Origin of the sequence: Micromonospora sp. NPDC048843, from assembly GCF_040649965.1 — a bacterium.
Classification (GTDB): Bacteria; Actinomycetota; Actinomycetes; order Mycobacteriales; family Micromonosporaceae; genus Micromonospora; species Micromonospora hortensis.
In genome coordinates, this window is sequence record NZ_JBEZGJ010000093.1 from 1 (window position 1) to 23,132 (window position 23,132).

At 74.1% G+C, this 23,132-nt stretch carries 21 protein-coding genes; 11 read left to right on the forward strand and 10 right to left on the reverse strand.

Features of this window, described 5'->3' with window-relative positions:
- Positions 1-109 precede the first annotated feature (109 nt).
- Both AB0C20_RS21400 and pknB read right to left on the reverse strand, forming a co-directional pair.
- Positions 110-979 (reverse strand): deoxyribonuclease IV, encoded by an 870-nt coding sequence (locus AB0C20_RS21400; RefSeq protein WP_357568588.1) that lies wholly within the window; start codon positions 977-979, stop codon positions 110-112.
- Complete coding sequence (gene pknB, locus AB0C20_RS21405; protein ID WP_357180793.1) at positions 979-2,967, reverse strand: Stk1 family PASTA domain-containing Ser/Thr kinase; 1,989 nt, start codon at positions 2,965-2,967, stop codon at positions 979-981. The genes AB0C20_RS21400 and pknB overlap by 1 nt, the downstream gene beginning before the upstream one ends.
- A gap of 188 nt (positions 2,968-3,155) precedes the next feature.
- Between pknB and AB0C20_RS21410 the strand changes: the two genes are divergently transcribed.
- Positions 3,156-3,545: an Rv2175c family DNA-binding protein gene (locus AB0C20_RS21410; protein ID WP_357180790.1), complete on the forward strand. Its 390-nt coding sequence runs from the start codon at positions 3,156-3,158 to the stop codon at positions 3,543-3,545.
- 139 nt (positions 3,546-3,684) lie between these two features.
- On the opposite strand, the gene AB0C20_RS21415 is transcribed toward AB0C20_RS21410, so the two are convergent.
- Both AB0C20_RS21415 and AB0C20_RS21420 read right to left on the reverse strand, forming a co-directional pair.
- On the reverse strand, positions 3,685-4,767 hold the full coding sequence (locus AB0C20_RS21415) for a polyprenyl synthetase family protein (protein WP_357568589.1): 1,083 nt from the start codon (positions 4,765-4,767) through the stop codon (positions 3,685-3,687).
- Between the two features lie 9 nt (positions 4,768-4,776).
- Positions 4,777-5,166 carry a helix-turn-helix domain-containing protein gene (locus tag AB0C20_RS21420; RefSeq protein WP_357568590.1) on the reverse strand — a complete coding sequence of 130 codons (390 nt, stop codon included), beginning with the start codon at positions 5,164-5,166 and terminating at the stop codon, positions 4,777-4,779.
- A 438-nt stretch (positions 5,167-5,604) separates the two neighbouring features.
- Between AB0C20_RS21420 and metF the strand changes: the two genes are divergently transcribed.
- Positions 5,605-6,522, forward strand: a complete 918-nt coding sequence (gene metF / locus AB0C20_RS21425) for a methylenetetrahydrofolate reductase [NAD(P)H] (RefSeq protein WP_357568591.1) — start codon at positions 5,605-5,607, stop codon at positions 6,520-6,522.
- A 44-nt stretch (positions 6,523-6,566) separates the two neighbouring features.
- Positions 6,567-7,256: a CDP-alcohol phosphatidyltransferase family protein gene (locus AB0C20_RS21430; RefSeq protein WP_112582773.1), complete on the forward strand. Its 690-nt coding sequence runs from the start codon at positions 6,567-6,569 to the stop codon at positions 7,254-7,256.
- Between the two features lie 84 nt (positions 7,257-7,340).
- On the opposite strand, the gene crtI is transcribed toward AB0C20_RS21430, so the two are convergent.
- The 6 genes from crtI to AB0C20_RS21460 form a co-directional block, all read right to left on the reverse strand.
- Positions 7,341-8,828: a phytoene desaturase family protein gene (gene crtI, locus AB0C20_RS21435; RefSeq protein ID WP_357568592.1), complete on the reverse strand. Its 1,488-nt coding sequence runs from the start codon at positions 8,826-8,828 to the stop codon at positions 7,341-7,343.
- Between the two features lie 12 nt (positions 8,829-8,840).
- Positions 8,841-9,968: a glycosyltransferase gene (locus AB0C20_RS21440; RefSeq protein WP_357568593.1), complete on the reverse strand. Its 1,128-nt coding sequence runs from the start codon at positions 9,966-9,968 to the stop codon at positions 8,841-8,843.
- Positions 9,965-10,819: a carotenoid biosynthesis protein gene (locus AB0C20_RS21445; RefSeq protein WP_357180774.1), complete on the reverse strand. Its 855-nt coding sequence runs from the start codon at positions 10,817-10,819 to the stop codon at positions 9,965-9,967. Before AB0C20_RS21445 ends, AB0C20_RS21440 begins: the two co-directional genes overlap by 4 nt.
- Positions 10,816-11,367 carry a GNAT family N-acetyltransferase gene (locus tag AB0C20_RS21450; protein WP_124817698.1) on the reverse strand — a complete coding sequence of 184 codons (552 nt, stop codon included), beginning with the start codon at positions 11,365-11,367 and terminating at the stop codon, positions 10,816-10,818. Before AB0C20_RS21450 ends, AB0C20_RS21445 begins: the two co-directional genes overlap by 4 nt.
- The gene (locus AB0C20_RS21455) at positions 11,364-12,083 is read right to left on the reverse strand and encodes a monooxygenase (RefSeq protein WP_357181593.1); all 720 of its coding nucleotides are present in this window, start codon (positions 12,081-12,083) and stop codon (positions 11,364-11,366) included. Before AB0C20_RS21455 ends, AB0C20_RS21450 begins: the two co-directional genes overlap by 4 nt.
- Positions 12,084-12,181: 98 nt before the next feature.
- Entirely contained in the window at positions 12,182-12,670 is a 489-nt protein-coding gene (locus tag AB0C20_RS21460) for a YbaK/EbsC family protein (RefSeq protein WP_357568594.1), read from the reverse strand.
- Positions 12,671-13,115: 445 nt separating this feature from the next.
- Between AB0C20_RS21460 and AB0C20_RS21465 the strand changes: the two genes are divergently transcribed.
- The 8 genes from AB0C20_RS21465 to AB0C20_RS21500 all read left to right on the forward strand — a co-directional run bounded on the left by AB0C20_RS21465 (position 13,116) and on the right by AB0C20_RS21500 (position 23,024).
- Positions 13,116-13,565 carry an SAV_6107 family HEPN domain-containing protein gene (locus AB0C20_RS21465; RefSeq protein WP_124817692.1) on the forward strand — a complete coding sequence of 150 codons (450 nt, stop codon included), beginning with the start codon at positions 13,116-13,118 and terminating at the stop codon, positions 13,563-13,565.
- A gap of 102 nt (positions 13,566-13,667) precedes the next feature.
- Positions 13,668-14,393: a hypothetical protein gene (locus AB0C20_RS21470; protein ID WP_357568595.1), complete on the forward strand. Its 726-nt coding sequence runs from the start codon at positions 13,668-13,670 to the stop codon at positions 14,391-14,393.
- Positions 14,390-16,003, forward strand: coding sequence for a DNA polymerase Y family protein (locus tag AB0C20_RS21475; RefSeq protein WP_357180764.1), 1,614 nt, complete (start codon positions 14,390-14,392; stop codon positions 16,001-16,003). The genes AB0C20_RS21470 and AB0C20_RS21475 overlap by 4 nt, the downstream gene beginning before the upstream one ends.
- A 33-nt stretch (positions 16,004-16,036) precedes the next feature.
- Entirely contained in the window at positions 16,037-19,420 is a 3,384-nt protein-coding gene (locus tag AB0C20_RS21480) for an error-prone DNA polymerase (protein WP_357568596.1), read from the forward strand.
- 93 nt (positions 19,421-19,513) lie between these two features.
- A complete protein-coding gene (locus AB0C20_RS21485) occupies positions 19,514-19,690 on the forward strand; it encodes a hypothetical protein (protein ID WP_167492956.1) in 177 nt (58 codons plus the stop codon).
- A 75-nt stretch (positions 19,691-19,765) separates the two neighbouring features.
- The gene (locus AB0C20_RS21490) at positions 19,766-20,533 is read left to right on the forward strand and encodes a methyltransferase domain-containing protein (protein ID WP_124853937.1); all 768 of its coding nucleotides are present in this window, start codon (positions 19,766-19,768) and stop codon (positions 20,531-20,533) included.
- A complete protein-coding gene (locus AB0C20_RS21495; protein ID WP_357568597.1) occupies positions 20,530-21,702 on the forward strand; it encodes a nucleotide pyrophosphatase/phosphodiesterase family protein in 1,173 nt (390 codons plus the stop codon). Before AB0C20_RS21490 ends, AB0C20_RS21495 begins: the two co-directional genes overlap by 4 nt.
- 62 nt (positions 21,703-21,764) lie before the next feature.
- Complete coding sequence (locus AB0C20_RS21500) at positions 21,765-23,024, forward strand: DNA polymerase IV (RefSeq protein ID WP_357180752.1); 1,260 nt, start codon at positions 21,765-21,767, stop codon at positions 23,022-23,024.
- Positions 23,025-23,132 lie beyond the last annotated feature (108 nt).

Sequence of the window (23,132 nt, forward strand, 5' to 3'; positions counted from 1 at the left end):
CCCGCATCCTCGCCGCAGCCTAAAACCCCTGTTCGCCTCGGTGATCAAGAGGTTCGCGTCAGGTCCCGGTCCCCGGGTGACGCAAACCTCTTGATCAACAAGGTTGGGGTCAGGGGTGGGACAGGCGGGTGAGGGTGGCGATGTCGGCGGCGTGGCCCACGTGCTTCTCGCTGGGGGTCTCCACGACGATCGGGACGCCAGCGGTCGCCGGGTGCGCCATCAGCTCGGCGAAGGCGGGCTCGCCGATGCTGCCCTTGCCGATGTTCTCGTGCCGATCCCGGGTGGAGCCGCACAGATCCTTCGAGTCGTTGGCATGGACCAGCCGCAGCCGGTCCGCGCCGACAGTGGCCACCAGGGTGTCCAGGGTCGCCGTCATGCCGCCCTCGGCAGCCAGGTCGTGGCCGGCCGCCCAGGCGTGGCAGGTGTCGAAGCAGACCCCGAGCATGGGGTGTCCGTCCACCGCGTTCAGGTAGGGCCCGAGCTGCTCCACCCGGGAGGCCAGTGACCGGCCACCGCCGGCGCTCGGCTCGACCAGCAACATCGGCCCGCCAGCGTCGGCAGCCCAGTCGAGCAGCGGCAGCAACACCTCGCGGACCTGTCCCATCGCGGCCTCGGCGTGCCCCTCGTCCACCGAACTGCCCGCATGGAACACCACCCCGCGCGCGCCGATCGCCACGCCCCGACGCAGCGCGTGCGCCAGCGTCTGCCCCGACTTCTCGACAGTGGCCGGGGTGGGCGAGCCGAGGTTGACCAGCAGCGCGGCGTGGATGAACGCGGGAATGCCCCGCTCGGCGCAACCGTCGCGAAACAGCGCGTCCTGCACCGGGTCGCCGTCGGGCAGTGCCCAGCCTCGCGAGTTGGAGACGTAGACCTGCACCACCTGCGCGCCGGTCGCGTCGGCGTACGGCAGGGCGGCCTTCGCCAGCCCACCCGAGGTCGGAGTGTGCGTGCCCACCGGCCGTGCGCAGATCGTCGGCATCAGAAGCACGTCAGTGTGACCGGGGTGCCGGGCGCCACCTGCGAATTTTCGCCCGGGAGCTGGATCCGGACCACGGCGTTCGGGTTGATCGCCATCGTCACCGGGAAGCCCTGACCCTCCAACGCCTGCTTGGCCTGCTGGCACGGCAGGTCGATCACCCGCGGCATGGCGACCAGCGGTGGCCCCTTGCTGACGTCCAGCTTGACCTCGGTGCCCTTCTCCACGCCGGCGCCATCGGCCGGGCTCTGGCCGAGGATCTCGTCCCTCGGCTTGTCGGAGTCCTTGTAGGTCTCCTTCAGCACCAGGTTGAGCTGGGCCAGGGCCGTCCGGGCGTCGGTCAGGCTCTTGCCGACCAGGTTCGGCACCGTCACCGGGGCCCTGCCCCGGCTCAGGATGAGGGTGATCTTCGCACCGGGTTTGACCTCGGTGCCCACCTTGGGGGAGCTGTCTACCACGACCCCGGCCGGCAGGCTGTCGTCGTAGCGGGCGGTGCCCCTGGCGACCACCAGCTTCACGTTGACAAGGTCCGCCTCGGCGAGCTCGAACTCCTTGCCGATCACGTCCGGTACAGGGAAACGCTCCGGACCGAGGGAGAGGGTCAGGGTGATCGTGCCACCCTTGACGATCTTGGCAGCGGACGCTGGGCTCTGCTCCAGCACAGTGTCCTTCGGGGCCTTCTCGTCGAAGCGCGGCTCAGCGTACTCGATGAGAAGCCCGGTGCGGTCGGCCCGCGCCTGCGCCTCGGCCTTGCTCAGGCTCATCAGCTGCGGAGCGTCCGTGTAGCGGCCGACGCCGAACCACCAACCCCCGAGCGCGGCCACCAGGCCCAGCGTCACGACCACTGCCGCGACGGCCAGCCGGCCACGGGGGTTGCTCAGCACAGTGCTGCGCAGCGCGGCGAGCCGGGCGCCCAGGCCCTCCGCCGGCTCCGGGGCGGCCCGACGCCGCCCCGGCCCCTGGCTGCTGGCGCCCTCGGGCAGACGTGCCCACGACGGGCGGTTGGGCGGCTGGACCGTCGCGACCATCATGGTCGGCTGGGAGAGCGACGGTGCGTCACTGATCGGGCGGAGTACGGCGGTGTGGCTGTTGGCGTCGCCCAGACGATCCCGGGCCACCTGCACCTCGGCCAACAACGCGCCGGCGTCCGCGGGCCGCGCTCCCGGATCGCGGCGGGTGGCCCGCTGCACCAAATCGTCGAGGACCGACGGGAGGCCCGGCACCAGCGTCGAGGGCGTCGGCACGTCCCGGTCGACGTGCTGCCAGGCGACGTCCACCGGGCGGTCTCCGTCATACGGCACCCGACCGGTGAGCATCTCGAACAGCACGATGCCGGCCGAGTAGACGTCGGTGCGCGGATCGGCGCGGCCCTCGGTGACCAGCTCCGGGGCGACGTACGCCACGGTGGCCATCAGCTGGTTGCCCTGCTCCTCGTCGGCGCTCGCCTCGACCGCCCGGGCCAGCCCGAAGTCGGCCACCTTCACGACGCTGTCGACCAGGTTGGCGACGCCACCGGTAGGCGCCTCCGCGACCAGCACGTTCTCCGGTTTGACGTCGCGGTGCACGAGACCGGCCCGGTGCGCGGCGGCGATCGCGGCGAGCATCTGCTCGGCGATGGCCAGTGCCTCGTCCGGGTTGAGCCGGCGTCGCTCGGCCAGCACGTCACGCAGCGTGCGGCCACGGACGTACTCCATCACCAGGTACGGCAGGCCGGCGTGCGTGCCCTGGTCGTAGACCGCCACCACGTTCGGGTGGGTCAGCCGGGCGATGGTCTTCGCCTCGTCGGTGAACCGGGCCACGAAGTTGGCGATCCGGGCCCGTGCCTCGCTGGCCTGGGTCGGGTGAATGATCTTGACGGCGACGGTGCGCTCAAGGCGTTCGTCGGTGGCGGTGTACACGGTCGCCATGCCACCACGGGCCACGCGACCGCGAATGCGGTAGCGCCCGTCGATCAGCGAGCCCAGCAACGTGTCGGCGACCTGAGTGTCCATCGGCAGGCAGTCTATGTGTCCAGAGGGTGAGGGATGAACAGGATGCTACAGCCGTATGCCGAACCGGTCCGTCCCGCCGCGTTCCCCGCCCCGTGTTCGCAGGTCAGCGGCGATCAGGGGAGAGGGCGCAGATGGGCGGCCCGGGGTGCCGGTGGCTCGTCGCGGCGGCGGCGTGGCAGGGTGGTCGGGTGACCGAACCCGTACCCGACCAGGCCGCGCCCGGCCTGGAGCTCGCCGGCCCCACCGACCTGGCCGACTGGTTGACCCTGCCCGACGTCGCCGAACGCCTCGACGTGTCGATCAGCAAGGTGCACCAGATGATCCGTGACCGGGAGTTGTTGGCGGTCCGCCGCGACGGCGTCCGCCGGATCCCGGCGGACCTGGTGGCCAACCAGACCGTGCTCAAGCACCTGCCCGGCGTGCTCAATCTGCTCGCCGACAACGGCTACGACGACGAGGCCGTCCTGCGCTGGCTCTACGAGCCGGACGACACCCTCCCCGGCGCCACCCCCGCCGCCGCCCTCTCCGGCGACCAGGCCCGCGAGGTGAAACGCCGAGCCCAAGCCCAAGGCTTCTAACCCCGTCCCCGGCCCCCCCGGCCCCCGCCCCGGTTGATCATGAAGTTGTTGCCAGCCCGCTCGGCGTGTCGTGGCAATAACTTCATGATCAACGCGGGAGCGGGCAACGCGGGCGCGGGCGGGGTGGGGCAGGGTGGGGTTAGTCGGATCGGCGGGTTGCGGCTATGGCCAGGTCTACCAGGGCTTGGCGGGCCTCGGTGTCGAGGTCGACGGCGGCCAGGGCGGCCAGGGCGGCGTCGGTGAGTGTGACGATCCGCTGTTCGGTACGGGCCAGCGCCCCGCTCCCCGAGATCACCTCGCGGAGCCGGGCCACCCCGTGCTCGTCCAGTTCCGGGTCGCCGAGCCGGCCGAGCAGCAGCTCACGGCCCGCGTCGTCGGTGGCCTCCACTGTCGCCGCCACCAGGTAGGTGCGCTTGCCCTCGCGTAGATCGTCCCCGGCCGGTTTGCCGGTCAGTGCCGGGTCGCCGAAGACCCCCAGCACGTCGTCGCGGAGCTGGAACGCCTCGCCCAGCGGCAGCCCGTACGCCGAGTAGGCCGTCCGCACGTCCTCCGGCGCGTCGGCCAGCGCGGCGCCGAGCAGCATCGGACGCTCGACGGTGTACTTCGCGGACTTGTACCGGGCGACCTTGCTGGCCCGCTCCACCGAGGTGTCCCCGGTGACCTGTGTGAGCACGTCGAGGTACTGCCCGACGGTGACCTCGGTGCGCATCTCGTCGAAGACCGGCCGGGCCCGGGCCAAGGACCACAGGTCCAGGCCGGCGGAGTGCAGCAGCTCGTCGGACCAGACCAGGCACAGGTCACCGAGCAGGATGGCCGCGGCGTCGCCGAAACCGTCCGGGTCGCCGCCCCAGCCGGCCTCCCGATGCCGGGTGGCGAACCGTCGGTGTACGGCGGGCTCGCCGCGCCGGGTGTCGGAACGGTCCATCAGGTCGTCGTGGATCAGGGCGCTGGCCTGGACGAACTCCAGTGAGGCCAGGGCGGTCAGCACCTGGTCGCCGTCCAGCCCGCCGGCCCCCCGGAACCCCCAGTACGCGAATGCGGGACGCAGCCGCTTGCCGCCGCCGAGCACGAACGCCTCGATCGCCTCGGCCACCGGACCCAGCGCGTCGTCCACGGCGGCGAGCCGGACCCGTTGGCCGGCCAGGAACTCGGTGAGGGCCTTGTCGACCCGCTGCCGCAGGCCGGCGCGGTCGACGGGGGACACGGGAGCAGCGTGGGTCACTCCCCGACGCTAGCCGGTCGTCCGTGCTCGTGCTCCACCGCCACGCGTAGTCCCGCCGGTGCGGCCGGGGCCCGTCCGCCCGGCCGGTCGCGCGCCGGCCACTGCGGCGCGGCCCGGCCCGGTGGCCCGCGTCGAGCCGGCCCGACGGGTGGCCGCGGCAGCCTCGGCGAGCACTACCAGCGGCACGTCCAGGACGACGGCGAGCCAGCCGAGCCAGAACCCGCCCGGCACGCGACGCTGTCGTTCCCACCGGGAAATCTCGTGCCGACTCAGCGTCGGCACCCCGGCGGCGGCACACAACTCGGCGGCGGCTCGCTGCTGGCTCAAGCCCCGGTCGAGTCGGCACCGGGCCAGCAGCGGCCCGAGCTGCGCGGGGCGCGGCGATGCGGGCGGGATCATCTGTCCTCCTGGCGGGCGTCGGTGCGGTGACGACCCACCCGCCCGAGCGGGCGGGACCGGCGCCACCGCTCGGTTGCTGACCCCCGCGCGAGACCCGGGCCACCCCCGCCGCCCCTCCCGCACCGTCCCTTCCTACCTCGGAGGTATGACGCCTTTCCGCAGTCGAGTCGGGGCGCGCGGTGCGACACCGCCCGGCTCACGGCAGACCGGGCGACGCCGCCCACGGGCTCACCGCAGACCCGAGCGAGGCCGCCCACCAGACCGAGCGAGGCCGCCCACCAGACCGGGCGAGGCCGCCCACCAGACCGGGCGAGGCCGCCCACCAGACCGGGCGACGCCGCCCACGGGCTCACCGCAGACCCGAGCGACGCCGCCCACCAGACGCCGCTGGGTGGGAAGGGCCTGGGTCCTGGTGCCATCGACCGCTAGAGTCGGGTCGTGGCGCTCGGTCTTCCCTCGACACTCCCCAATCCGCAGCCAGCGATCGGGGAGCTCATTCGTGAGCACCAGCCGACCTTCTCGTTCGAGTTCTTCCCGCCCAAGACCGAGGCGGGGGAGCAGCTGCTCTGGCAGGCCATCCGCGAGTTGGAGTCCCTGCGCCCGTCGTTCGTGTCGATCACGTACGGCGCCGGCGGCTCGACCCGGGACACCACAGTGGCGGTGACCGAGCGGATCGCCACCGAGACCACCCTGCTGCCGATGGCGCACCTCACCGCGGTCAACCACTCCGTCGCCGAGCTGCGGCACGTGGTCGGCCGGCTCGCCGGGGTGGGGGTGCGCAACGTGCTTGCCGTTCGTGGTGACCCTCCGGGCAACCCGGGCGGTGAGTGGATTCGTCACCCCGAGGGCGTGGACTACGCCGAGGACCTGGTCCGGCTGGTGCGCGACGCCGGCGACTTCAGCGTCGGCGTGGCCGCCTTCCCGTACAAGCACCCGCGCTCGCCCGACGTGGCCACCGACACCGCCCAGTTCGTCCGCAAGTGTCGGGCCGGCGCGGAGTTCGCGGTCACCCAGATGTTCTTCGACGCCGACGACTACCTGCGGCTACGTGACCGGGTGGCCGCCGCTGGCTGTGACACCCCGATCCTGGCCGGCGTGATGCCGGTGACCCAGTTCAGCACCATCGAGCGGTCAGTGCAGCTGTCCGGTGCGCCGTTCCCACCGGCGTTGGCGGCCCGCTTCGAACGCGTCGCCGACGACCCGGACGCCGTCCGTCGGCTCGGCATCGAGCAGGCCAGCGAGATGTGCCGCCGACTGCTGGACGAAGGCGTGCCGGGAATCCACTTCATCACCCTCAACCGGTCCACTGCGACCCGCGAGGTCTGGCAGAACCTGAAGGCCGGCGCCCGCGTGTGAACGATGCGCCTGCGACACCTGTTGCCCGGCACGACGGTTGATCCGTGGTGGGCACACAGCTGAACTGGGATCAGTACGCCACGGCGTGGGCGCGGTTGCACGGCGGGTTCGACCCGCGGGTCGCGGCGCCGGTGGTGCGCGCCTGGCTGCGATTCGCGTACCACGTCGGATATGTGCTGGGTCGGCTGCGGGTCAGCCCCACCGCGGTCACCGTGGCCGGGGTGCTGCTCTGCTTCTGCGTACCGTTGCTGGTAGGCCGGCCGGGGGACGGGCCGTTCCTCGGCGCGCTGTTCGTGCTGCTCGCCGCCGTGGCGGACAGCGTGGACGGCGCGGTGGCGGTCGCCACCGGCCGCACCACCCGGCTCGGCTACGTCTACGACTCGGTCGCCGACCGGCTCGGTGAGGTGGCGTGGCTGCTGGCCTTCTGGCTGGTGGGCGCGCCGGGTGGGCTGGTCGTCGCGGGCGGCGCGCTGTCCTGGTTGCACGAGTACGTCCGGGCGCGGGCGGTCGCCGCCGGCATGCGGGAGATCGGCGCGGTGACAGTGGGCGAACGCCCCACCCGGGTCTCGGTGGCGCTGGCCGGCCTGCTGGTCGCCGGGCTGGCCGGGCTGATCGAGCCGGACCTGGCCGCCGGCACCATCACCATGGCGACAGCGGTCTGGGTGCTGTTGGCCGGTTTCGGCCTGGGGCAACTGCTCTCCAGCATCCGCCGCGCACTGCTCGACGCCGACTAGAGCGGGCCAGCCCGACGCCGACCGAAATCAGGCGCCGGCTGGAAGGCGCCGACCGGGACCGGCGCTGGCTGGAGCAGGCCGGCTCTACCAGGCGGGGCCGATCTCGTCGGCGACGATCTGCGCGGAGAGGGTCACCATCGGCAACCCGCCGCCCGGGTGGGTGGAGCCACCCACCAGCCACAGCCCGTGCGCCGGGCCCCGGTTCGCCGGGCGGAGCAGCCCACCGGCGGTGCCGTAGATCGAGCCACCTGGCGCGCCGGTCGCCACGTCCAGGTCGGCCGGGGTGCGGATCTCGCGGAACAACAGCCGGTCGCGCACGTCCACGCCGCGCCGCGCCAGCACGTCCAGGATCCGGTCGGCGTACGCGTCGGCCAGCCCCGGGCGTCGCCAGTCGACAGCGCCCGCAGCGGTGCCCTGCCGGGCGGCGTTGACCAGCACGAACCACGCCTCGTGTCCGGCTGGGCGGACCATCGGGTCGTCGGCCACTGTCACGAACACCGCCGGGTCGGCCGCCGGCCGGGCCCGGACACCGCGCCCGGGGTCACCGAAGACCGCGTCGAACTCGGCGTCGTAGTCGGCCGGGAAGAAGACGTTGTGGTGGGCCAGCCCGGTGCTGCCGGAGACGCCGAGCAGCAGCACGAAGCCGGCGAGGCTGCGGTCGGTCAGCGCGGCCAGCCGACGCGGGTGCGGCAGCAGGTCACGGTAGACGGTGAGCGCGTCCACGTTGGCCACCACCACGTCGGCGGGGACCGGGGCGGTGACGCCGGCGAGGCGTACCCCGTGCACTCGGCCGCCGGTGGCGTCGATCCGTGTGACAGTGGCGTCGGTCTGCACCACCACGCCGAGGTCCAGGCAGCGGGTCAGCAGCGCGTCGGCGAGCGTGCCCAGCCCACCGCGCAGGTACCAGCCGCCGAAGGCCAGCTCGGCGTACGGGACCGCGACCAGCGCCGCCGGTGCCCGACGTGGGTCGGCGCCGGTGTAGGTGGCGTACCGGTCCAGCATCATCCGCAGCCGCGGGTCGGACAGGTGCCGGCGGCCCAGGCCGCGCAGACTGCGGCCCGGGGCGATGGCGGCCAGGTCGCCGACGCGCCAGGCCAGCGACGCGAGGTCGCGGGGAGAGTCGACGGTACGACGCAGGATGTCCCGTGAGGAGGCCTGCCACACCCGCGCCGCCCGCCGCCACAGCCGCTGCCAGTCGGCTGCCGCCCGGTCACCGAGGACGGCCCCGATCCGGGCGGTGAACTCCGCCGGGTCGGCGCACGAGTCCAGGGTCGGGCCGCCGTCGGGAAAGACGTGTCGGACGATCGGGTTCAGCGGGACCAGGTCCAGGTATTCGTCGAGCTTCGCCCCGGTCGCCTCGAACAGGTCGTGGAAAACCTCGGGCAGGGTGAGCAGGCTCGGCCCGGTGTCGAAGTGGAACGACCCGGCCGGGGTGTCGTGCGCGTACCGGCCGAGCTTGCCGCCGACCGTGTCGGCGGCCTCGAAGACGGTCACCTGGTGCCCGGTGGCGGCCAGCCGGGCGGCGGTGGCGAGGCCACCCACCCCGGCGCCGACGACCACGATCCGCGCCATGCCGCGTCCTCCCTAGCTGACCGGGCGGCCCCGCCAGGTCAGGCGGCGTCGCTTTCGCAGATGGTACGACCGCAGGGTCAACCAACCGAGGACCACGACCGACACGGGGTGTGCGAGCGCGTCGGGCCACCACCGGCCACCGGTCGCGCGGGCGGTGAGCACCCGCCCGGCCACCCCGAGCGCGTACGCGGCCAGGCCCACTGCGGCCACCCTCGGTGCGCCGGCCGCCGCACCCGTCAGCGCGATCAGCGGCGGTGCGGTGTAGAGCAGCAGCAGCGCCGCCACCACGGCTGCCGCCGCGCCCGGGTGCCCGAACGACGCCCAGAGCGACTTCGAGTACCCGTCGCGCAGTTGCGGCCAGTCGTCGTACATCAGGCAGGTAGCCAGCCGGGAGCCGTCGGCCAGGGCGATCCGCCCACCGGCCCGCTTGACCGCTCGGGCCAGCTCGACGTCCTCCAGGATCTTGTCGGCGACCGCGGCGTGCCCGCCGGCGGCGGTGTAGCCGGCCCGGTCCACCACCAGGAACTGCCCGCCCGCCGCGGCCAGCGACGGTCGCGACGAGCGCTCCATCGCACGCAGCGGCAGGAAGGTCAGCCAGAGCCACTGCAACAGCGGCTGCACCAACCGATCGCCTGCCGTCGCCACCACGATCCGGGGGTACGGCGACAGCAGCGTCGCCCGGGCGGCGCGCAACTCGGTGACGGCAGCGGCCACGGCATGCGGGGCGAGCACCACGTCGGCGTCGACGAAGACCAGCGCTGTGGCGTCCGGGTCGGCCCGGGTGGCCAGCTGCCAGCAGGCGTGTGGCTTGCCCAGCCAGCCCGGCGGTGGGGCGACCCCGGTGAGCAGCGTGACCCGGGGGTCGTCGCCGGCCACCGCGCGGACCACGTCGGCGGTGCCGTCGGTGGACCCGTCGTCGAGGACCACGACGCGCAGCCCGGGCACGCCGTGCTGGGCCAGCAGGGCGCGCAGGCAGGGTGTGACCCGGGTGGCCTCGTCGCGCAGCGGCAGCAGCACGGTGACCTGCTCGTCGACGTCGTCGGGCCGGTCGGTGGGTCGGCGCAGCCACCGGGTGGCGTTGAGCCAGGTGTGCCCGGTCAACGCGGCGACGGCGATGAGCAGGGCGAGCAGGACGGTCATCGGGTCGCGTCGACGCCGGGGCGGTGTGGCTGGGGGTCGGCCGGCCGGAGGTGACTGTCGCGCCGGGCGCGGAGCACTGTCACCGCCAGGGGTACGGCGGTCACCGACATCCCGGCGGCGCCCCAGAGCGCCGAGGCGGGCAGGTCGAGGAAGACGGCGTGGGCCAGGATGCTGGAGAAGTACGTCCACAGGTAGAGCGCGACCATCGGGTGGTCCCGCCGATCGGTGTGTTCGGCGGCCGGCCCGGCCAGCGGGCGCAGCGCGCTCATCATCAGCACCGCGAAGAGCAGCCAGCCCAGGTAGTTGCTGACCGGGATGCCGGCCAGGCCGGGCAGGGCCGGGGTGGCGTCGCGCCAGACCCAGTAGCCCTCGGCCACCATCTGCGGGTCGAGGAAGAGGTCCCAGGCGGCCAGCCCCACGGTGGCCAGCGCGATCCGTCCCACCCATCGCCCCACCGTCGACCCGCCGCCGGCCGTCGCGGCAGTGCCGCCGGTCAGTCGGACCGCTGCCAGCCAGGCCGGCCAGGCCATCCAGGTCCAGGCCAGCGGAATGATCAGCGGCACGCCGGCCAGTTTGGGGCCCAGCTCTCCGGAGTAGTCGTAGCTGCCGAACGGCACACCCGTGGCCACCCCGATCGCCTCGATCGCGAACCCGCCGCCGGTCGCCACCGCGACCAGCGCCGCCGCCACCCGTGGGCCCCGGCTGAGCAGCGCGTGGCCGACCGAGAGCAGCCAACCGAGGACGACGGTGGCCACTGTGAGCCCGGCCCGGGTGGCGCCGGTGGTGAGCGGGTAGCAGATCTGGGCGAGCACCAGGACGGCGAGCAGCGTCCAGGAGATCCGCCGGGTCATGACGCCGGTGGCTCGAGCGGCAGATCCCGACCGAGTACGCCGAACGGTCGCTCGTCGCCGGGGAAGTGGAAGTCGCGCAGCACGTCGACGAAGCCGAACCGTCGGTACAACCGCCACGCCCGCGAGGTCTGCTCGTCGGCCTCCGGGGTGGACAGCAGCACTGTGTCGCCCTCCGCCATGCCGAGCAGCGCGCGCAGCTGACCGGTGCCCAGGCCGTGCCCCTGCGCCGGTGGCCGGACGTGCAGCTCGACCACCTCGAAGCAGTGGGTGAGCCAGCGCGTGCGAGTCGGGGCGTCCAGCGCGCGGTGCACCTGGTCGTGCCACCACTGACCGGAGGCGCCCAGGTAGCCGTAGCCGAAGCCGGCGAGGTGCCCCTCGCTGGTCAGGCTGGCGACCGCCCGGAAACCCGGCCGACGGACGTGGGTGGCGATGTAACCGCGCCGGGCCTCCAGCAGGTCGGTGCGGTATCCCATCGCCTCGCCGTAGACGGCCACCACGTCGTCCAGCCGCCGGACGAGATCGTCCGGCGTCCAGCGCACCAACCTCATGCCCGTCCACCCTTCACCGTTTCCGGGCCGCCGTCGGCGACCCATCCGAGCACCGACCGGTCGCCGACCACGTCGCGCACCTCGAACCGGGCGAACAGCTCCTCGGCGTACCAGCCCGCGGTGGGGGTTCGCATGATCGCCGCCCGATGCTCCGGGTGACGGTACGCGAACGCCACCAGGTCCGTCGGGTCGCGCCACACGCTCACCGTGCCCTGCCAACCCAACGGGGCCTCTCCGACCCCGAACCGGGCCAGCAGCCCGGGCGCGTCGCGCAGGGCGGCGGCCACCGGCGGGATCGCCCGCCAGAAGGTGGCCGCCCGGCGGGCCCGCAGCCGGGCCCGGGTCAGTGCCAGCACCGGGCCGGTGACCCGGCCGCCCGACGGGTCGCCGAACGGCCGCTGGCCGGACCACTCGCCCCGGCTGGTCAACGGGCGTAGGTCGATGCGCGCCTGGGCGTGGGCGATGCGCGCCCAGGCCCGCCCGACCGGTGAGTCGTCGAAGCCGGCCGCCGCGGCGGGAGAGTCCCAGACGGTCAGCGCCGCCCACCGGGTCAGGTCGGCGTCCCGTGGCCCGAAGTCGGTGCCGGTCCCGGTGCCCAGCAGCTTGCCGAACCGAACGCCGGGGAGGGCCCGCAGCCGGCGGGGGTCCACCGCCATCCGGGTCAGCGCCCGGGGCAGCGCGCCGTGCGAGGTCCGCCACACGTGCAGCGTGACCAGCTCCGGAGCCGCGCTGACGTCGCCGCTGTGCCTGCTGGTCTGCTCGCTTCGCGCGAACGCGTCGCCGCTGGGCCCGCTGGTGCGCTCGCTTCGCTCGCTCACGCCACCTCGGCCGGGGTGCCGGCGGTGACCCGCAACAGCTCGGGGTAGGTGGTCGGGAAGACCGCCTGGGGTACGCCACCAGCGGCCCAGATCTCCGGGTACGCCGCCAGCGCCGTGTCCACCAGGGTGCGCAGCGGGTGCGGGTGCCCGAGTGGGGCGACCCCGCCGATCGGCTGCCCGGTGTGGGCCCTGACGAACTCCGGGGTGGCCCGGCGCAGTCGGGTGACGCCGATCGATGCCGCCAGGCCGGCGGTGTCGACCCGGTGTGCGCCGGAGGTGAGGACGAGCAGCGGCGCGTCGTCCGCGTCGAAGATCAGTGAGTTGGCGATCTGGCCGACCTCGACGTCGAGCGCCTCGGCGGCCGCCGAGGCGGTGTGCACCGCGTCGGGCAGCACACGGACCATGCTGGGCTCACCGGCGCCGTCGAGGGTGCCGGCGGCGGTGAGCGCGTCCTGCACCGCCCGTACGTTCGGGTGTGGCTGCATCCCGCCATTCTTCCCGGTCCGTTGGTGGCCGGTTCAGTCGGCCGGCACGCTCGGCGCGTCACACGTTGCATTTTCGTCGGAGGGGAGGTGTACTGTCAGCAGCAGTTAGAACGAGTGTTCGATTGCCTCGAACGCCCGTTCCAACCAGCCGGAGCGCGGCGTTTCGCGGCGCCACCTCCGGGTTGTGCGGCTCCGCGGGCCGCACCTGGGTTTCCGGGCAGTCGCGAGCCTGGTCCCAACAGGCAGGAGCGTTGCCCGCCGCCCACGACCCCCGGGCGGCGGGCGACGCACCCGCCGGTCCGCCGGCCGGGTGTGGTGTGGGGAAGCATCCACACCCGGCCGGCCACACCCGGTGCGTCTTCCTCCGCACCACCCCGACCTCGACGTCTCGTCGGCAGCAGCAGCCGCCGCGGTGACGTCTCGGCCACGTGGAGGAGAGACATCCATGCCGACCAACCCGGCTCAGGCACCGACGGTGCCGGCGCACGTGCTGCCGCACCGCACCCCCGCCCAACTCCTCATGTTGGCCCGCCGTGGGCTGGTCGAGGCCGGCCAGACCCGACCTGACGGTCTGCGCTACGCGGCTGCCCACCTGGCCGCCCTGCGCGCGGCGGCGGCTCTGCTCGCCGCCCGGGCCCGACCCGCGCCGAGTCGACGCAACCGGATCACCAGCGTCTGGGTCCTCCTCTGCGCCGTCGCTCCGGAGCTCGACGAGTGGTCCCGGTTTTTCGCCGCGGGGGCCAGCAAGCGCGCCGCCGCCGAGGCCGGCATTCCCCGGGTGGTCAGCGCCCGGGAGGCCGACGACCTGCTTCGCGCCGCCGAACAGTTCGTCACTGTGGTGGAAACCGCGCTCGGCGTGGCCCACCAACCGGCCCTGGACGGCCTCGCCGCCTGATCCCGCCGTGCCACCGGCCGCCCCGTGGGGGGAGCCGGGCGGCCGGTGGCACGGCGTGCCGGTCCTGATCTGATCCACAGCAACGACGGGGGAGTTGGTCCAATGGCGGGCCGCATGGTGGTCGGTTCCGCCGCGCTGGCCGATCTGGTGCGCCCGGCGAGTGCACCCGACCCGGTCGGTGGCCACCGGGTGCTACCGGTGGTGCCCGAGCTGACCGGTCTGCTGCCCAACCGGGGCCTGCGCCGGGGCAGCACCATCGCTGTCGCCGCCGGTCAGCCCCGCCGCAGCGGTGGCACCTCGCTGATGCTGGCACTGCTCGCCGAGGCGTCCCGGGCCGGCTCGTGGTGCGCCGTGGTCGGGGTGCCGACGTTCGGCGCGGGCGCGGCGGCTGAGCTGGGCATCGCCCTGGACCGGCTGGCCCTGGTGCCGAACCCCGGCCCCGAGTGGGCCACAGTGGTCGCCGCGCTGATCGACGGGGTGGACGTCGTGGTCACCACCGTGCCGGCCTCGGTCTCCGCCTCGGTCGCCACCCGGTTGGCCGCCCGGGCCCGGCAGCGCGGCAGCGTGCTCGTCCCGTACGGCCGGTGGGACGGCGCGGACGTGACGCTGCAGGTGGTCAGGGGAGTCTGGGAGGGTCTCGGGCTGGGCCGGGGGCGGCTGCGCCGCCGGGAGATCACCGTCTCGGCGCGCGGGCGCGGGGCGGCCGCCCGGCCCAAGGAGATCAAGGTCTGGCTCCCGGGTGACGAGCTGACCCGGGTGATCCCTCGTACGCTGCCGTCGCCCGAGGGCCGATCGGCCGCGCCACTCGCGCTGGTCGGTCGGGGGTGACCGGCGCGCCGGCACGCACGCTGCTGCTGTGGTGCCCGGACTGGCCGGTGCTCGCCGCCGAGATCGTCGACGGGGTGCCGGCGACCGGCCCGGTCGCCGTGCTGCACGCCAATCGGGTGGTCGCCTGCTCCGAGCGGGCCCGCGCCGAGGGGGTGCGTCGAGGGCTGCGCAAGCGGGAGGCGCAGGGGCGCTGTCCGCAGCTCACAGTCGTGGAGTACGACCCCGGCCGGGACGCCCGGGCGTTCGAGCCGGTGGTCGCCGCGGTGGAGGAACTGGTCGCCGGCGTCGAGGTGGTCCGTCCGGGAGCCTGCGCGGTGGCCGCCCGGGGGCCGGGCCGTTACCTCGGTGGCGAGGAGGCGGCCGCTGAGCGGATCATCGAGCACGTGGCGCAGTCGTGCCTGGTGGAGAGCCAGGTCGGCATCGCCGACGGGGTGTTCGCGGCCGGGTTGGCCGCTCGCGCCGGCCGAGTGGTGGCACCGGGTGGGACACCGGAGTTCCTGGCCGGGTTGCCGGTCGAGGCGCTCGGCCGGTCGGCGCTGGCCGACCTGCTGCGCCGACTGGGGGTACGCACCCTCGGCGACTTCGCCGCACTGCCGGCCGGCGACGTGCTGGCCAGGTTCGGGTTCGACGGTGCGCTGGCCCACCGGCTGGCCGCTGGGCGGGACCACCGCCCACTCGCCGTCCGGCAGCCGCCGGCCGACCTGACGGTGACCGCGGAGCACGACGAGCCGATCGACCGGGTCGACGCGGCGGCGTTCGTGGCCCGGGCGCTGGCCGAGCGGCTGCACGAACGGCTGGCCGGGCACGGGCTGGCCTGCACCCGGCTCGGCATCGAGGCGGTCACCGAGCACGGGCAGGAGCTGCACCGGGTGTGGCGGCACGATGGCCTGCTCACCGCCGCGGCCATCGCCGACCGGGTGCGCTGGCAGCTCGACGGGTGGCTCTCCGGCAGCAACGGCCGCGCCGGTGCCCGGCCGGCCCGACCGACGGCCGGCATCATCCGGCTGCGACTGATCCCGGATGGGGTGATCGCCCAGGCCGGTCTGCAGGCCGGCCTCTGGGGGGAGACCGGCGAGGAGCGGGAACGCGCGCACCGGGCGTTGAGCCGGGTGCAGGGCATCCTCGGCCCGGAAGCGGTGGTCACCGCTGTGCTCGGTGGTGGGCGCTCCCCGGCCGACCAGGTGCGACTGGTGCCGTGGGGCGACGAACGCGTTCCCGCCCGCCCTGGCCCGCCGGCCGATGCCGGCGCCGCCCCGGCCACCGGCCGGGGTGGAGGCGGGGCTCCGCCGTGGCCGGGCCGGCTGCCGGCGCCCGCGCCGGCGGTGGTGCTGCCCAGTCCGCTCACGGCGACGGTGCACGACGCCGCCGGTGAGCCGGTGGTGATCAGCGCGCGGTTGGCGGTGAGCGCCCCACCGGCTCGGCTGGTGGTCGGCACCGGCCAGCCGGCGGAGATCGTGGGCTGGGCCGGCCCGTGGCCGGTGGACGAGCGGTGGTGGGCGCCGGTCGAGGCCCGCCGCCGGGCCCGGTTCCAGGTCAGCCTGGCCGACGGTGCCGCCCTGCTGCTGGCCGTCGAGGCCGGGCAGTGGTTGGTGGAGGCGATCTATGACTGAGCTGGTGTTCTCCAGGTCGCAGGCGGATGCTCGATGAGCTTCCACAACCCGAAGATGCCCTGGTCGGAGCTGGAGCGGGTGCTCTCCGGGCGGGCCAGCGGCTCCGGCCGTCCGGGCGGCGGTCGGTCGCGCGAGGAGCGGCACCTGCACGTGGTGGACCCGCTCGCCGTGGACGCCGATGGCGGCGACTCTCCGGCCTGGAGCCGCCGCCGCGAGCAGTACCAGCCACCGGAGCTGACCCGCCCCGACGGCGTGGTGCCCTACGCGGAGCTGCACGCGCACACCAACTTCAGCTTCCTCGACGGCGCCAGCCACCCGGAGGAGCTGGCCGAGGAGGCGGCCCGGCTGGGGCTCACCGCGCTCGCCGTCACCGACCACGACGGCTTCTACGGGGTGGTCCGCTTCGCCGAGGCGGCTCGTACGCTGGGCCTGCCGACCATCTTCGGCGCGGAGCTGTCCCTCGGCCTGCCCGGCCCGCAGAACGGCGAGCCCGACCCGCACGGCGCGCACCTGCTGGTGCTCGCGCACGGCCACGAGGGGTACGCCCGGCTGGCCACCACCATCGCCCGCGCCCAGCTGCGTGGCGGGGAGAAGGGTCGCCCGGATTACGGGGACCTGGAGGAGGTCGCCGCCGAGCTGCGTGACCATGTGCTGGTGCTGACCGGCTGCCGCAAGGGGCACGTGCCGGGGGCGCTGCTCACCGAGGGGGTGGACGCGGCGGCCCGCGAGTTGGACCGGCTGACAGCGCTCTTCGGCGCGGAGACGGTGGCCGTGGAGCTGACCGACCACGGCCATCCCATCGACGCCGACCGTAACGACGCGCTCGCCGAGTTGGCCGCCGCGGCCGGGTTGCCGACGGTGGCCAGCAACAACGTGCACTACGCCAGCCCTGGCCGGCGTCGGTTGGCCACCACCGTCGCCGCGGTCCGGGCCCGACGCAGCCTGGACGAGATCGACGGCTGGTTGCCCGCGGCGGCCACCGCCCACCTGCGCAGCGGCGCGGAGATGGCGGCCCGGTTCGCCGCGTACCCGGGTGCTGTGGCACGGGCCGCCGAGTTCGGCGCCGAGTTGGCCTTCGACCTCCAGCTCGTCGCGCCGCAGCTACCGGCGTACCCGGTGCCGCCGGGGCACACCGAGATGAGCTGGCTGCGGAAGCTGACAGCCGACGGGGCGCACGAGCGCTACGGGCCGCCGCAGGCGCACCCGACGGCGTACGCGCAACTCGACCACGAACTGAACATGATCGAGGAGCTGGGTTTCCCCGGCTACTTCCTGGTGGTCTACGACATCGTCACGTTCTGCCGTGACCAGGACATCTACTGCCAGGGTCGGGGTTCGGCGGCCAACTCGGCGGTCTGCTACGCGTTGCGGATCACCAATGTGGACGCGGTCCGGCACCAACTGCTCTTCGAGCGGTTCCTCGCCCCGGAACGGGACGGCCCACCCGACATCGACGTGGACATCGAGTCCGACCGGCGGGAGGAGGTGATCCAGCACGTCTACACCCGTTACGGCCGGGAGCACGCCGCCCAGGTCGCCAACGTCATCTCCTACCGGCCCCGGTCGGCAGTGCGGGACGTGGCCAAGGCGTTCGGCTACTCCCCGGGGCAGCAGGACGCCTGGAGCAAGCAGATCGACAGGTGGGGCTCGGTCGCCACTGTCGATGTCGAGAACATCCCCGAGCAGGTGGTGGAGTACGCCAACGAGTTGCAGACGTTCCCGCGGCATCTGGGCATCCACTCCGGCGGCATGGTGATCTGCGACCGGCCGGTGATCGAGGTCTGCCCGGTGGAGTGGGGGCGGATGCCCGGGCGCAGCGTCCTGCAATGGGACAAGGACGACTGCGCCGCGGTGGGCCTGGTCAAGTTCGACCTGCTCGGCCTGGGCATGCTCTCCGCCCTGCACTACGGCTACGACATGATCGGGTCCCGGCTCGACCTGGGCGACATGACCCTGGACGACCCGGAGGTCTACGACATGCTCTGCCGGGCCGACTCGGTCGGGGTGTTCCAGGTGGAGAGCCGGGCCCAGATGGCCACCCTGCCCCGACTCAAGCCCCGCGAGTTCTACGACCTGGTGGTCGAGGTGGCGCTGATCCGCCCCGGCCCGATCCAGGGCGGTTCGGTGCACCCGTTCATCCGCCGCAAGAACGGCCAGGAGCCGGTGACCTTCGCGCACCCGCTGATGCGCAACGCCCTGGAGAAGACCCTGGGTGTGCCGTTGTTCCAGGAGCAGCTGATGCAGCTCGCCATCGACCTGGCCGGCTTCGACGCGGCCGAGGCCGACCAGTTGCGCCGGGCGATGGGCGCCAAACGGTCGGTCGAGCGGATGACCCGGATCGCCGACCGGCTCTACGCCGGCATGGCCGAGCGGGGCATCACCGGTGAGCTGGCCGACGACGTCTACCGCAAACTCACCGCGTTCGCCAGCTACGGCTTCCCGGAGAGCCACGCGATGAGCTTCGCCTACCTGGTCTACGCCAGCTCCTGGCTCAAGCGTTACCACCCCGCGCCGTTCCTGGCCGCGCTGCTCAACGCCCAGCCGATGGGTTTCTACTCGCCGCAGACCCTTGTCGACGACGCCCGCCGGCACGGGGTGGAGGTCCGTCGTCCGGACATCAACGCCAGCGGGGCACTGGCGGTGCTGGAGTCCACCCCGGAGACCCGGTGGGGCAGCGGGCCGGGGGAGCCGCCGCACGCCTGGGGGCTGGACGGCCCCGCCGTCCGGCTCGGCCTGTCCGGTGTGCGGACCCTCGGTGCCGACGTGGCCGAACGGATCGAGGCCGAACGGGTCGCCGACGGGCCGTACCGGGACATGCCGGATGTGGCCCGGCGGCTCGGTCTCACCGCCGCGCAGTTGGAGGCGTTGGCCACCGCGGACGCCTTCGCCTGTTTCGGGCTGACCCGGCGGCAGGCGCTGTGGGCCGCCGGTGCGGCCGCCCAGGACCGGCCGGGCCGGCTGCCCGGCACCGTGACTGGCGCGGCGGCGCCCACGCTGCCCGGGATGGAGGCGGTGGACCGGCTGGTCGCCGACGTGTGGGCCACCGGGTTGTCGCCGGAGAGCCACCCCGCCCGCTTCATCCGGGGTCAGCTCGACGTGCTCGGCGCGGTGCCGATCGCCCGGCTCGGCCGGGTGGAGCCGGGGCAGCGGATCCGGGTGGGTGGCATCGTCACCCACCGGCAACGTCCGGCGACCGCGGGCGGGGTCACCTTCCTCAACCTGGAGGACGAGACGGGAATGCTCAACGTCACCTGTTCGCCGGGGCTGTGGCAGCGCTACCGGAGGGTGGCGCGGACCAGCGCCGCGCTGGTGGTCCGGGGGCTGTTGCAGCGGCACGAGGGGGTGACCAACCTGGTCGCCGACCGGCTGGACGCCATCGAGCCACCGGTGAGCCCCGCATCCCGCGACTTCCGCTGATTCAGTGATCCACATTACGGTTTCCCGAGCCGTCGAGCGGGAGACTCGTCCCGAGCGGGCAGAGCGGCCCGTGATTCGTGAGGGGGAACGACAGTGACGGGAAATCACGCGTACACCGGTGGAATCGCCAACGCCCGGCGGACCCGACTGGGCACCGGCTGGGTGCCGTCGCACCTCGCCGACCCCCGCGAGTACGAGGTGACGAACGGTCCGGTGGCCAACGAGCGCCGGTCCCGGGCGGAGGACGAGGCCGAGGGCACCGAGGCCTGACCGACCGCCGACCACGCACCGATCGGGCGTGTGGTGGGCGCCCCCCGCCACACGCCCGCACCACCACCGGGCCGGGTGACTAGGCTCGGCCGGGTGGAGCAGACCCGAGGCCGGTTCGCCGAGCCGCCGCTGACACCCCGCACCGCCGTGATCTGGTCGGTGCTTCGCGCCGAGCTGGACCGGCGCGGCGACGCCGAGCTCACAGTGCTGGACGTGGGCGGCGGCACCGGCGGTTTCGCCGTTCCGCTGGCCCGCGCCGGGCACCGGGTCACAGTCGTCGACGCCAGTCCCGACGCGCTCGCCGCGCTCACCCGCCGCGCCGCGGAGGCCGGGGTGGCCGACCGGATCGCCGCTGTGCAGGGCGACGGTGACGCCCTCGCCGGGCTGGTCGAGCCGGCCGGCGTCGACCTGGTGCTCTGCCACGCCGTCCTGGAGGTGGTCGACGACCCGACGCCGGTGGTGACCGCGCTGGCCACCGCGCTGCGCCCGGGTGGCGCGGCCAGTGTGCTGGTGGCCGGCCGGGCCGCCGCCGTGCTGGGGCGCGCGATGAACGGGCACCTCGACGTCGCCACCACCCTGGCCGCCGATCCGGCCGGCACCGCGGGCCCGCGCGACACGCTGCGCCGACGCTACGACGCCCCCGGCGCCGCCGCGCTGCTCGGCGCCGCCGGGCTGGTGGTCGAGGAGATCCACGGGGTACGCGTGCTGGCCGACCTGCTGCCGGCCGCAGTCGCCGACGGGCAGTCCGCCGCCGTGGTCGAGTTGGAACGTGCGCTGGCCGCCCAACCGCCATACCGGGACCTGGCCGCCCAACTGCACCTGTTCGCCCGCCGGCCGGCATGATCGCCGAGGCCGGTGGCTGGCCGGCGCCGCTGGAGATCCTCGGGCCGGGCCACGGCGGCGGCCGTCTCGCCGACGTGCTGCCCAGCGCGCTGGCCGTGCTCGGGGTGCCCGGCTCGGCCGACCCGCTCGGGCTCCGGCCCGCGCTGGCCGGGGTACGCCGGATCGCCGTGCTGCTCGTCGACGGGCTCGGCTGGTACCAGCTGCCGACCGCGGCGCCGTACGCGCCGACCATCGCCGGGCTCGCCGCGACGGTGGCCCGGCCGCTCATCGCCGGTTTCCCGTCCACCACCCCGACCAGCCTGGTGTCGCTGGGCACCGGTGTCGCGCCGGGCGCGCACGGGGTGCTCGGCTTCACAGTGCGGGTTCCCGGCACCGATCGGGTGCTCACCCACACCGACTGGGCCGCCGATCCGTCGCCGCTGCGCTGGCAGCCGGTGCCCACCCAGTTGGAACGGGCCCGCGCGGCCGGGGTGACGACGAGCGTGGTGAGTCGGCCGGAGTTCGGCGGCAGCGGGTTGACAGTGGCCGCCAACCGGGGTGGCGACTTCCGGGGCGCCGCCGGCGGGGACGCGGTGGCCACGGCCATGCTGGCCGCGCTGTCCGCCGGGGCCGGGCCCACACTGGTCTCCGGCTACCACGCCGACCTGGACCGGCACGGCCACGTCAGCGGTGTCGACTCGGCACCCTGGCGGGTCGCCGCCACCGAGGTGGACGCCCTGGTCGCCCGACTGGTCGACGGGCTGCCGCCGGACGCGGCGCTGCTGGTGACCGCCGACCACGGGCAGCTCGACATCCCTGCCGCGCACCGCTTCGACCTGGACACCGATCCGCGACTGCGCGCCGGGGTGCGGCTGGTGGCCGGCGAGGCCCGGGTGCGTTACCTGCACGTCGAGCCGGGCGCCGTCAACGACGTGCGGGCCGCCTGGTCGGAGGTGCTGGGCGCCACGGCCCGGGTACGCACCCGCGACGAGGTGGTGGCCACCGGCTGGTTCGGGCCGGTGCCCGAGGAGCACCTGGGCCGGATCGGCGACGTGGTGGCGATCTGCAACGACACGTACGCGGTCATGGCCAGTCGCACCGAGCGGCCGATGGCGTCGAAGTTGGTGGCCTACCACGGGTCGGACACCGCCATGGAGCTGACAGTGCCGCTGCTGATCGTGCGGGGCTGACCCGGGGACGGTTCGGCCCGCTGGCCGATGGTGGTGTCGTACCCCCGGGTTAACCTGCCGGGATGGGCCGCAGCCAGTCGTTGCCCCGGGGCGACGATCCGCGCTTCGGGCCGGACGCCGACGACTCCGCCAGCCCGATCCTGCACGTCGACATGGACGCCTTCTTCGCCGCCGTCGAGGTGCGCCGCCGCCCAGAGCTGCGCGGCCGGCCGGTGGTCGTCGGCGGTGTCGGCCCGCGCGGGGTGGTCAGCTCGGCCAGCTACGAGGCCCGCCGGTACGGCGTCCGCAGCGCGATGCCGACCAGTCAGGCACGGGCCCGCTGTCCCCACGCGGTCTACCTGCCACCGGACTTCTCCGCCTACACTGCCGCCTCCCGGGCCGTCATGCAGATCTTCCGGGACGTCACGCCGCTGGTCGAGCCGCTCTCCCTCGACGAGGCGTTCCTCGACGTGACCGGCGCCCGTCGGCTCTTCGGCTCACCGGCCACCATCGCCCGACTGATCCGTCGCCGGGTCACCGACGAGCAGGCGCTGACCTGCTCGGTCGGGGTGGCGCCGACCAAGTTCGTGGCCAAGCTGGGCTCCACCCGGGCCAAGCCGGACGGCCTGCTGGTGGTGCCCCCGGGGCAGGTGCTCGATTTCCTGCACCCGCTGCCGGTGGACGCCCTGTGGGGGGTGGGGGAGCGCGCTGCCGAGGCGCTACGCCGGCTCGGCCTGACCACCGTCGGCGACCTCGCCGAGGCGCCGGTGGGCATGCTCCGCCGAGCCGTCGGTGCCGCCTCGGCATCCCACCTGCACGAGTTGGCCTGGGGTCGCGACCCGCGCGGGGTCAGCCCCGAACACGTCGACAAGTCGATAGGCGCCGAGGTGACCTTCGACGTCGACGTGGCCGACCCGTTGGAGATCCGCCGTGCGTTGCTCGCGCTCAGCGCGAAGGTCGGTGTCCGGTTGCGCGGCTCCGGGCAGGTCGGGCGCACCGTCTCACTCAAGGTCCGGCTGGCCGACTTCCGCACCGTCAGCCGATCTCGCACCCTCGACGTTCCCACCGACACCGCCCGCGAGATGTTCGACACGGTCTGGGCGCTCTACACCGCGTTGGACCCGGGCGAGCGGATCCGACTCGTCGGTGTCCGGGTGGAAGGGCTCGCTCCGGCGCAGGGCGCTCCGCGGCAACTCACCCTCGGCGCGCCCGAGCGTGGCTGGCGCGAAGCGGAAGCTGCCGCGGACGCCGCCGCTGCCCGTTTCGGGCGGTCCGTCATAGGTCCGGCCAGTCTGATGGGCGACCGTGATCCCCGTCGAAACGAAAATCCACCCCGCCCATAGGTCGTCCCGCTTTCCGACGCGCGACCCCCCTCGTAGACTTGCGGGTAAGCAGCCGGTTGGCTGCCACGGTCTGTCGGCCCGAGTGGGCCCGACCAACGTGACCGGGGA

Excerpts from the sequence above, each read along its gene's own strand:
- AB0C20_RS21450 (WP_124817698.1), bottom strand. The coding sequence starts at position 11,367 with ATGAGGTTGGTGCGCTGGACGCCGGACGATCTCGTCCGGCGGCTGGAC.
- crtI (WP_357568592.1), bottom strand. The coding sequence starts at position 8,828 with ATGGCGCGGATCGTGGTCGTCGGCGCCGGGGTGGGTGGCCTCGCCACC.
- pknB (WP_357180793.1), bottom strand. The coding sequence starts at position 2,967 with ATGGACACTCAGGTCGCCGACACGTTGCTGGGCTCGCTGATCGACGGG.
- AB0C20_RS21440 (WP_357568593.1), bottom strand. The coding sequence starts at position 9,968 with ATGACCGTCCTGCTCGCCCTGCTCATCGCCGTCGCCGCGTTGACCGGG.
- AB0C20_RS21460 (WP_357568594.1), bottom strand. The coding sequence starts at position 12,670 with ATGCAGCCACACCCGAACGTACGGGCGGTGCAGGACGCGCTCACCGCC.
- AB0C20_RS21500 (WP_357180752.1), top strand. The coding sequence starts at position 21,765 with ATGGGCCGCAGCCAGTCGTTGCCCCGGGGCGACGATCCGCGCTTCGGG.
- AB0C20_RS21400 (WP_357568588.1), bottom strand. The coding sequence starts at position 979 with ATGCCGACGATCTGCGCACGGCCGGTGGGCACGCACACTCCGACCTCG.
- AB0C20_RS21470 (WP_357568595.1), top strand. The coding sequence starts at position 13,668 with ATGGCGGGCCGCATGGTGGTCGGTTCCGCCGCGCTGGCCGATCTGGTG.
- AB0C20_RS21495 (WP_357568597.1), top strand. The coding sequence starts at position 20,530 with ATGATCGCCGAGGCCGGTGGCTGGCCGGCGCCGCTGGAGATCCTCGGG.
- AB0C20_RS21445 (WP_357180774.1), bottom strand. The coding sequence starts at position 10,819 with ATGACCCGGCGGATCTCCTGGACGCTGCTCGCCGTCCTGGTGCTCGCC.
- AB0C20_RS21420 (WP_357568590.1), bottom strand. The coding sequence starts at position 5,166 with ATGATCCCGCCCGCATCGCCGCGCCCCGCGCAGCTCGGGCCGCTGCTG.
- AB0C20_RS21465 (WP_124817692.1), top strand. The coding sequence starts at position 13,116 with ATGCCGACCAACCCGGCTCAGGCACCGACGGTGCCGGCGCACGTGCTG.
- AB0C20_RS21480 (WP_357568596.1), top strand. The coding sequence starts at position 16,037 with ATGAGCTTCCACAACCCGAAGATGCCCTGGTCGGAGCTGGAGCGGGTG.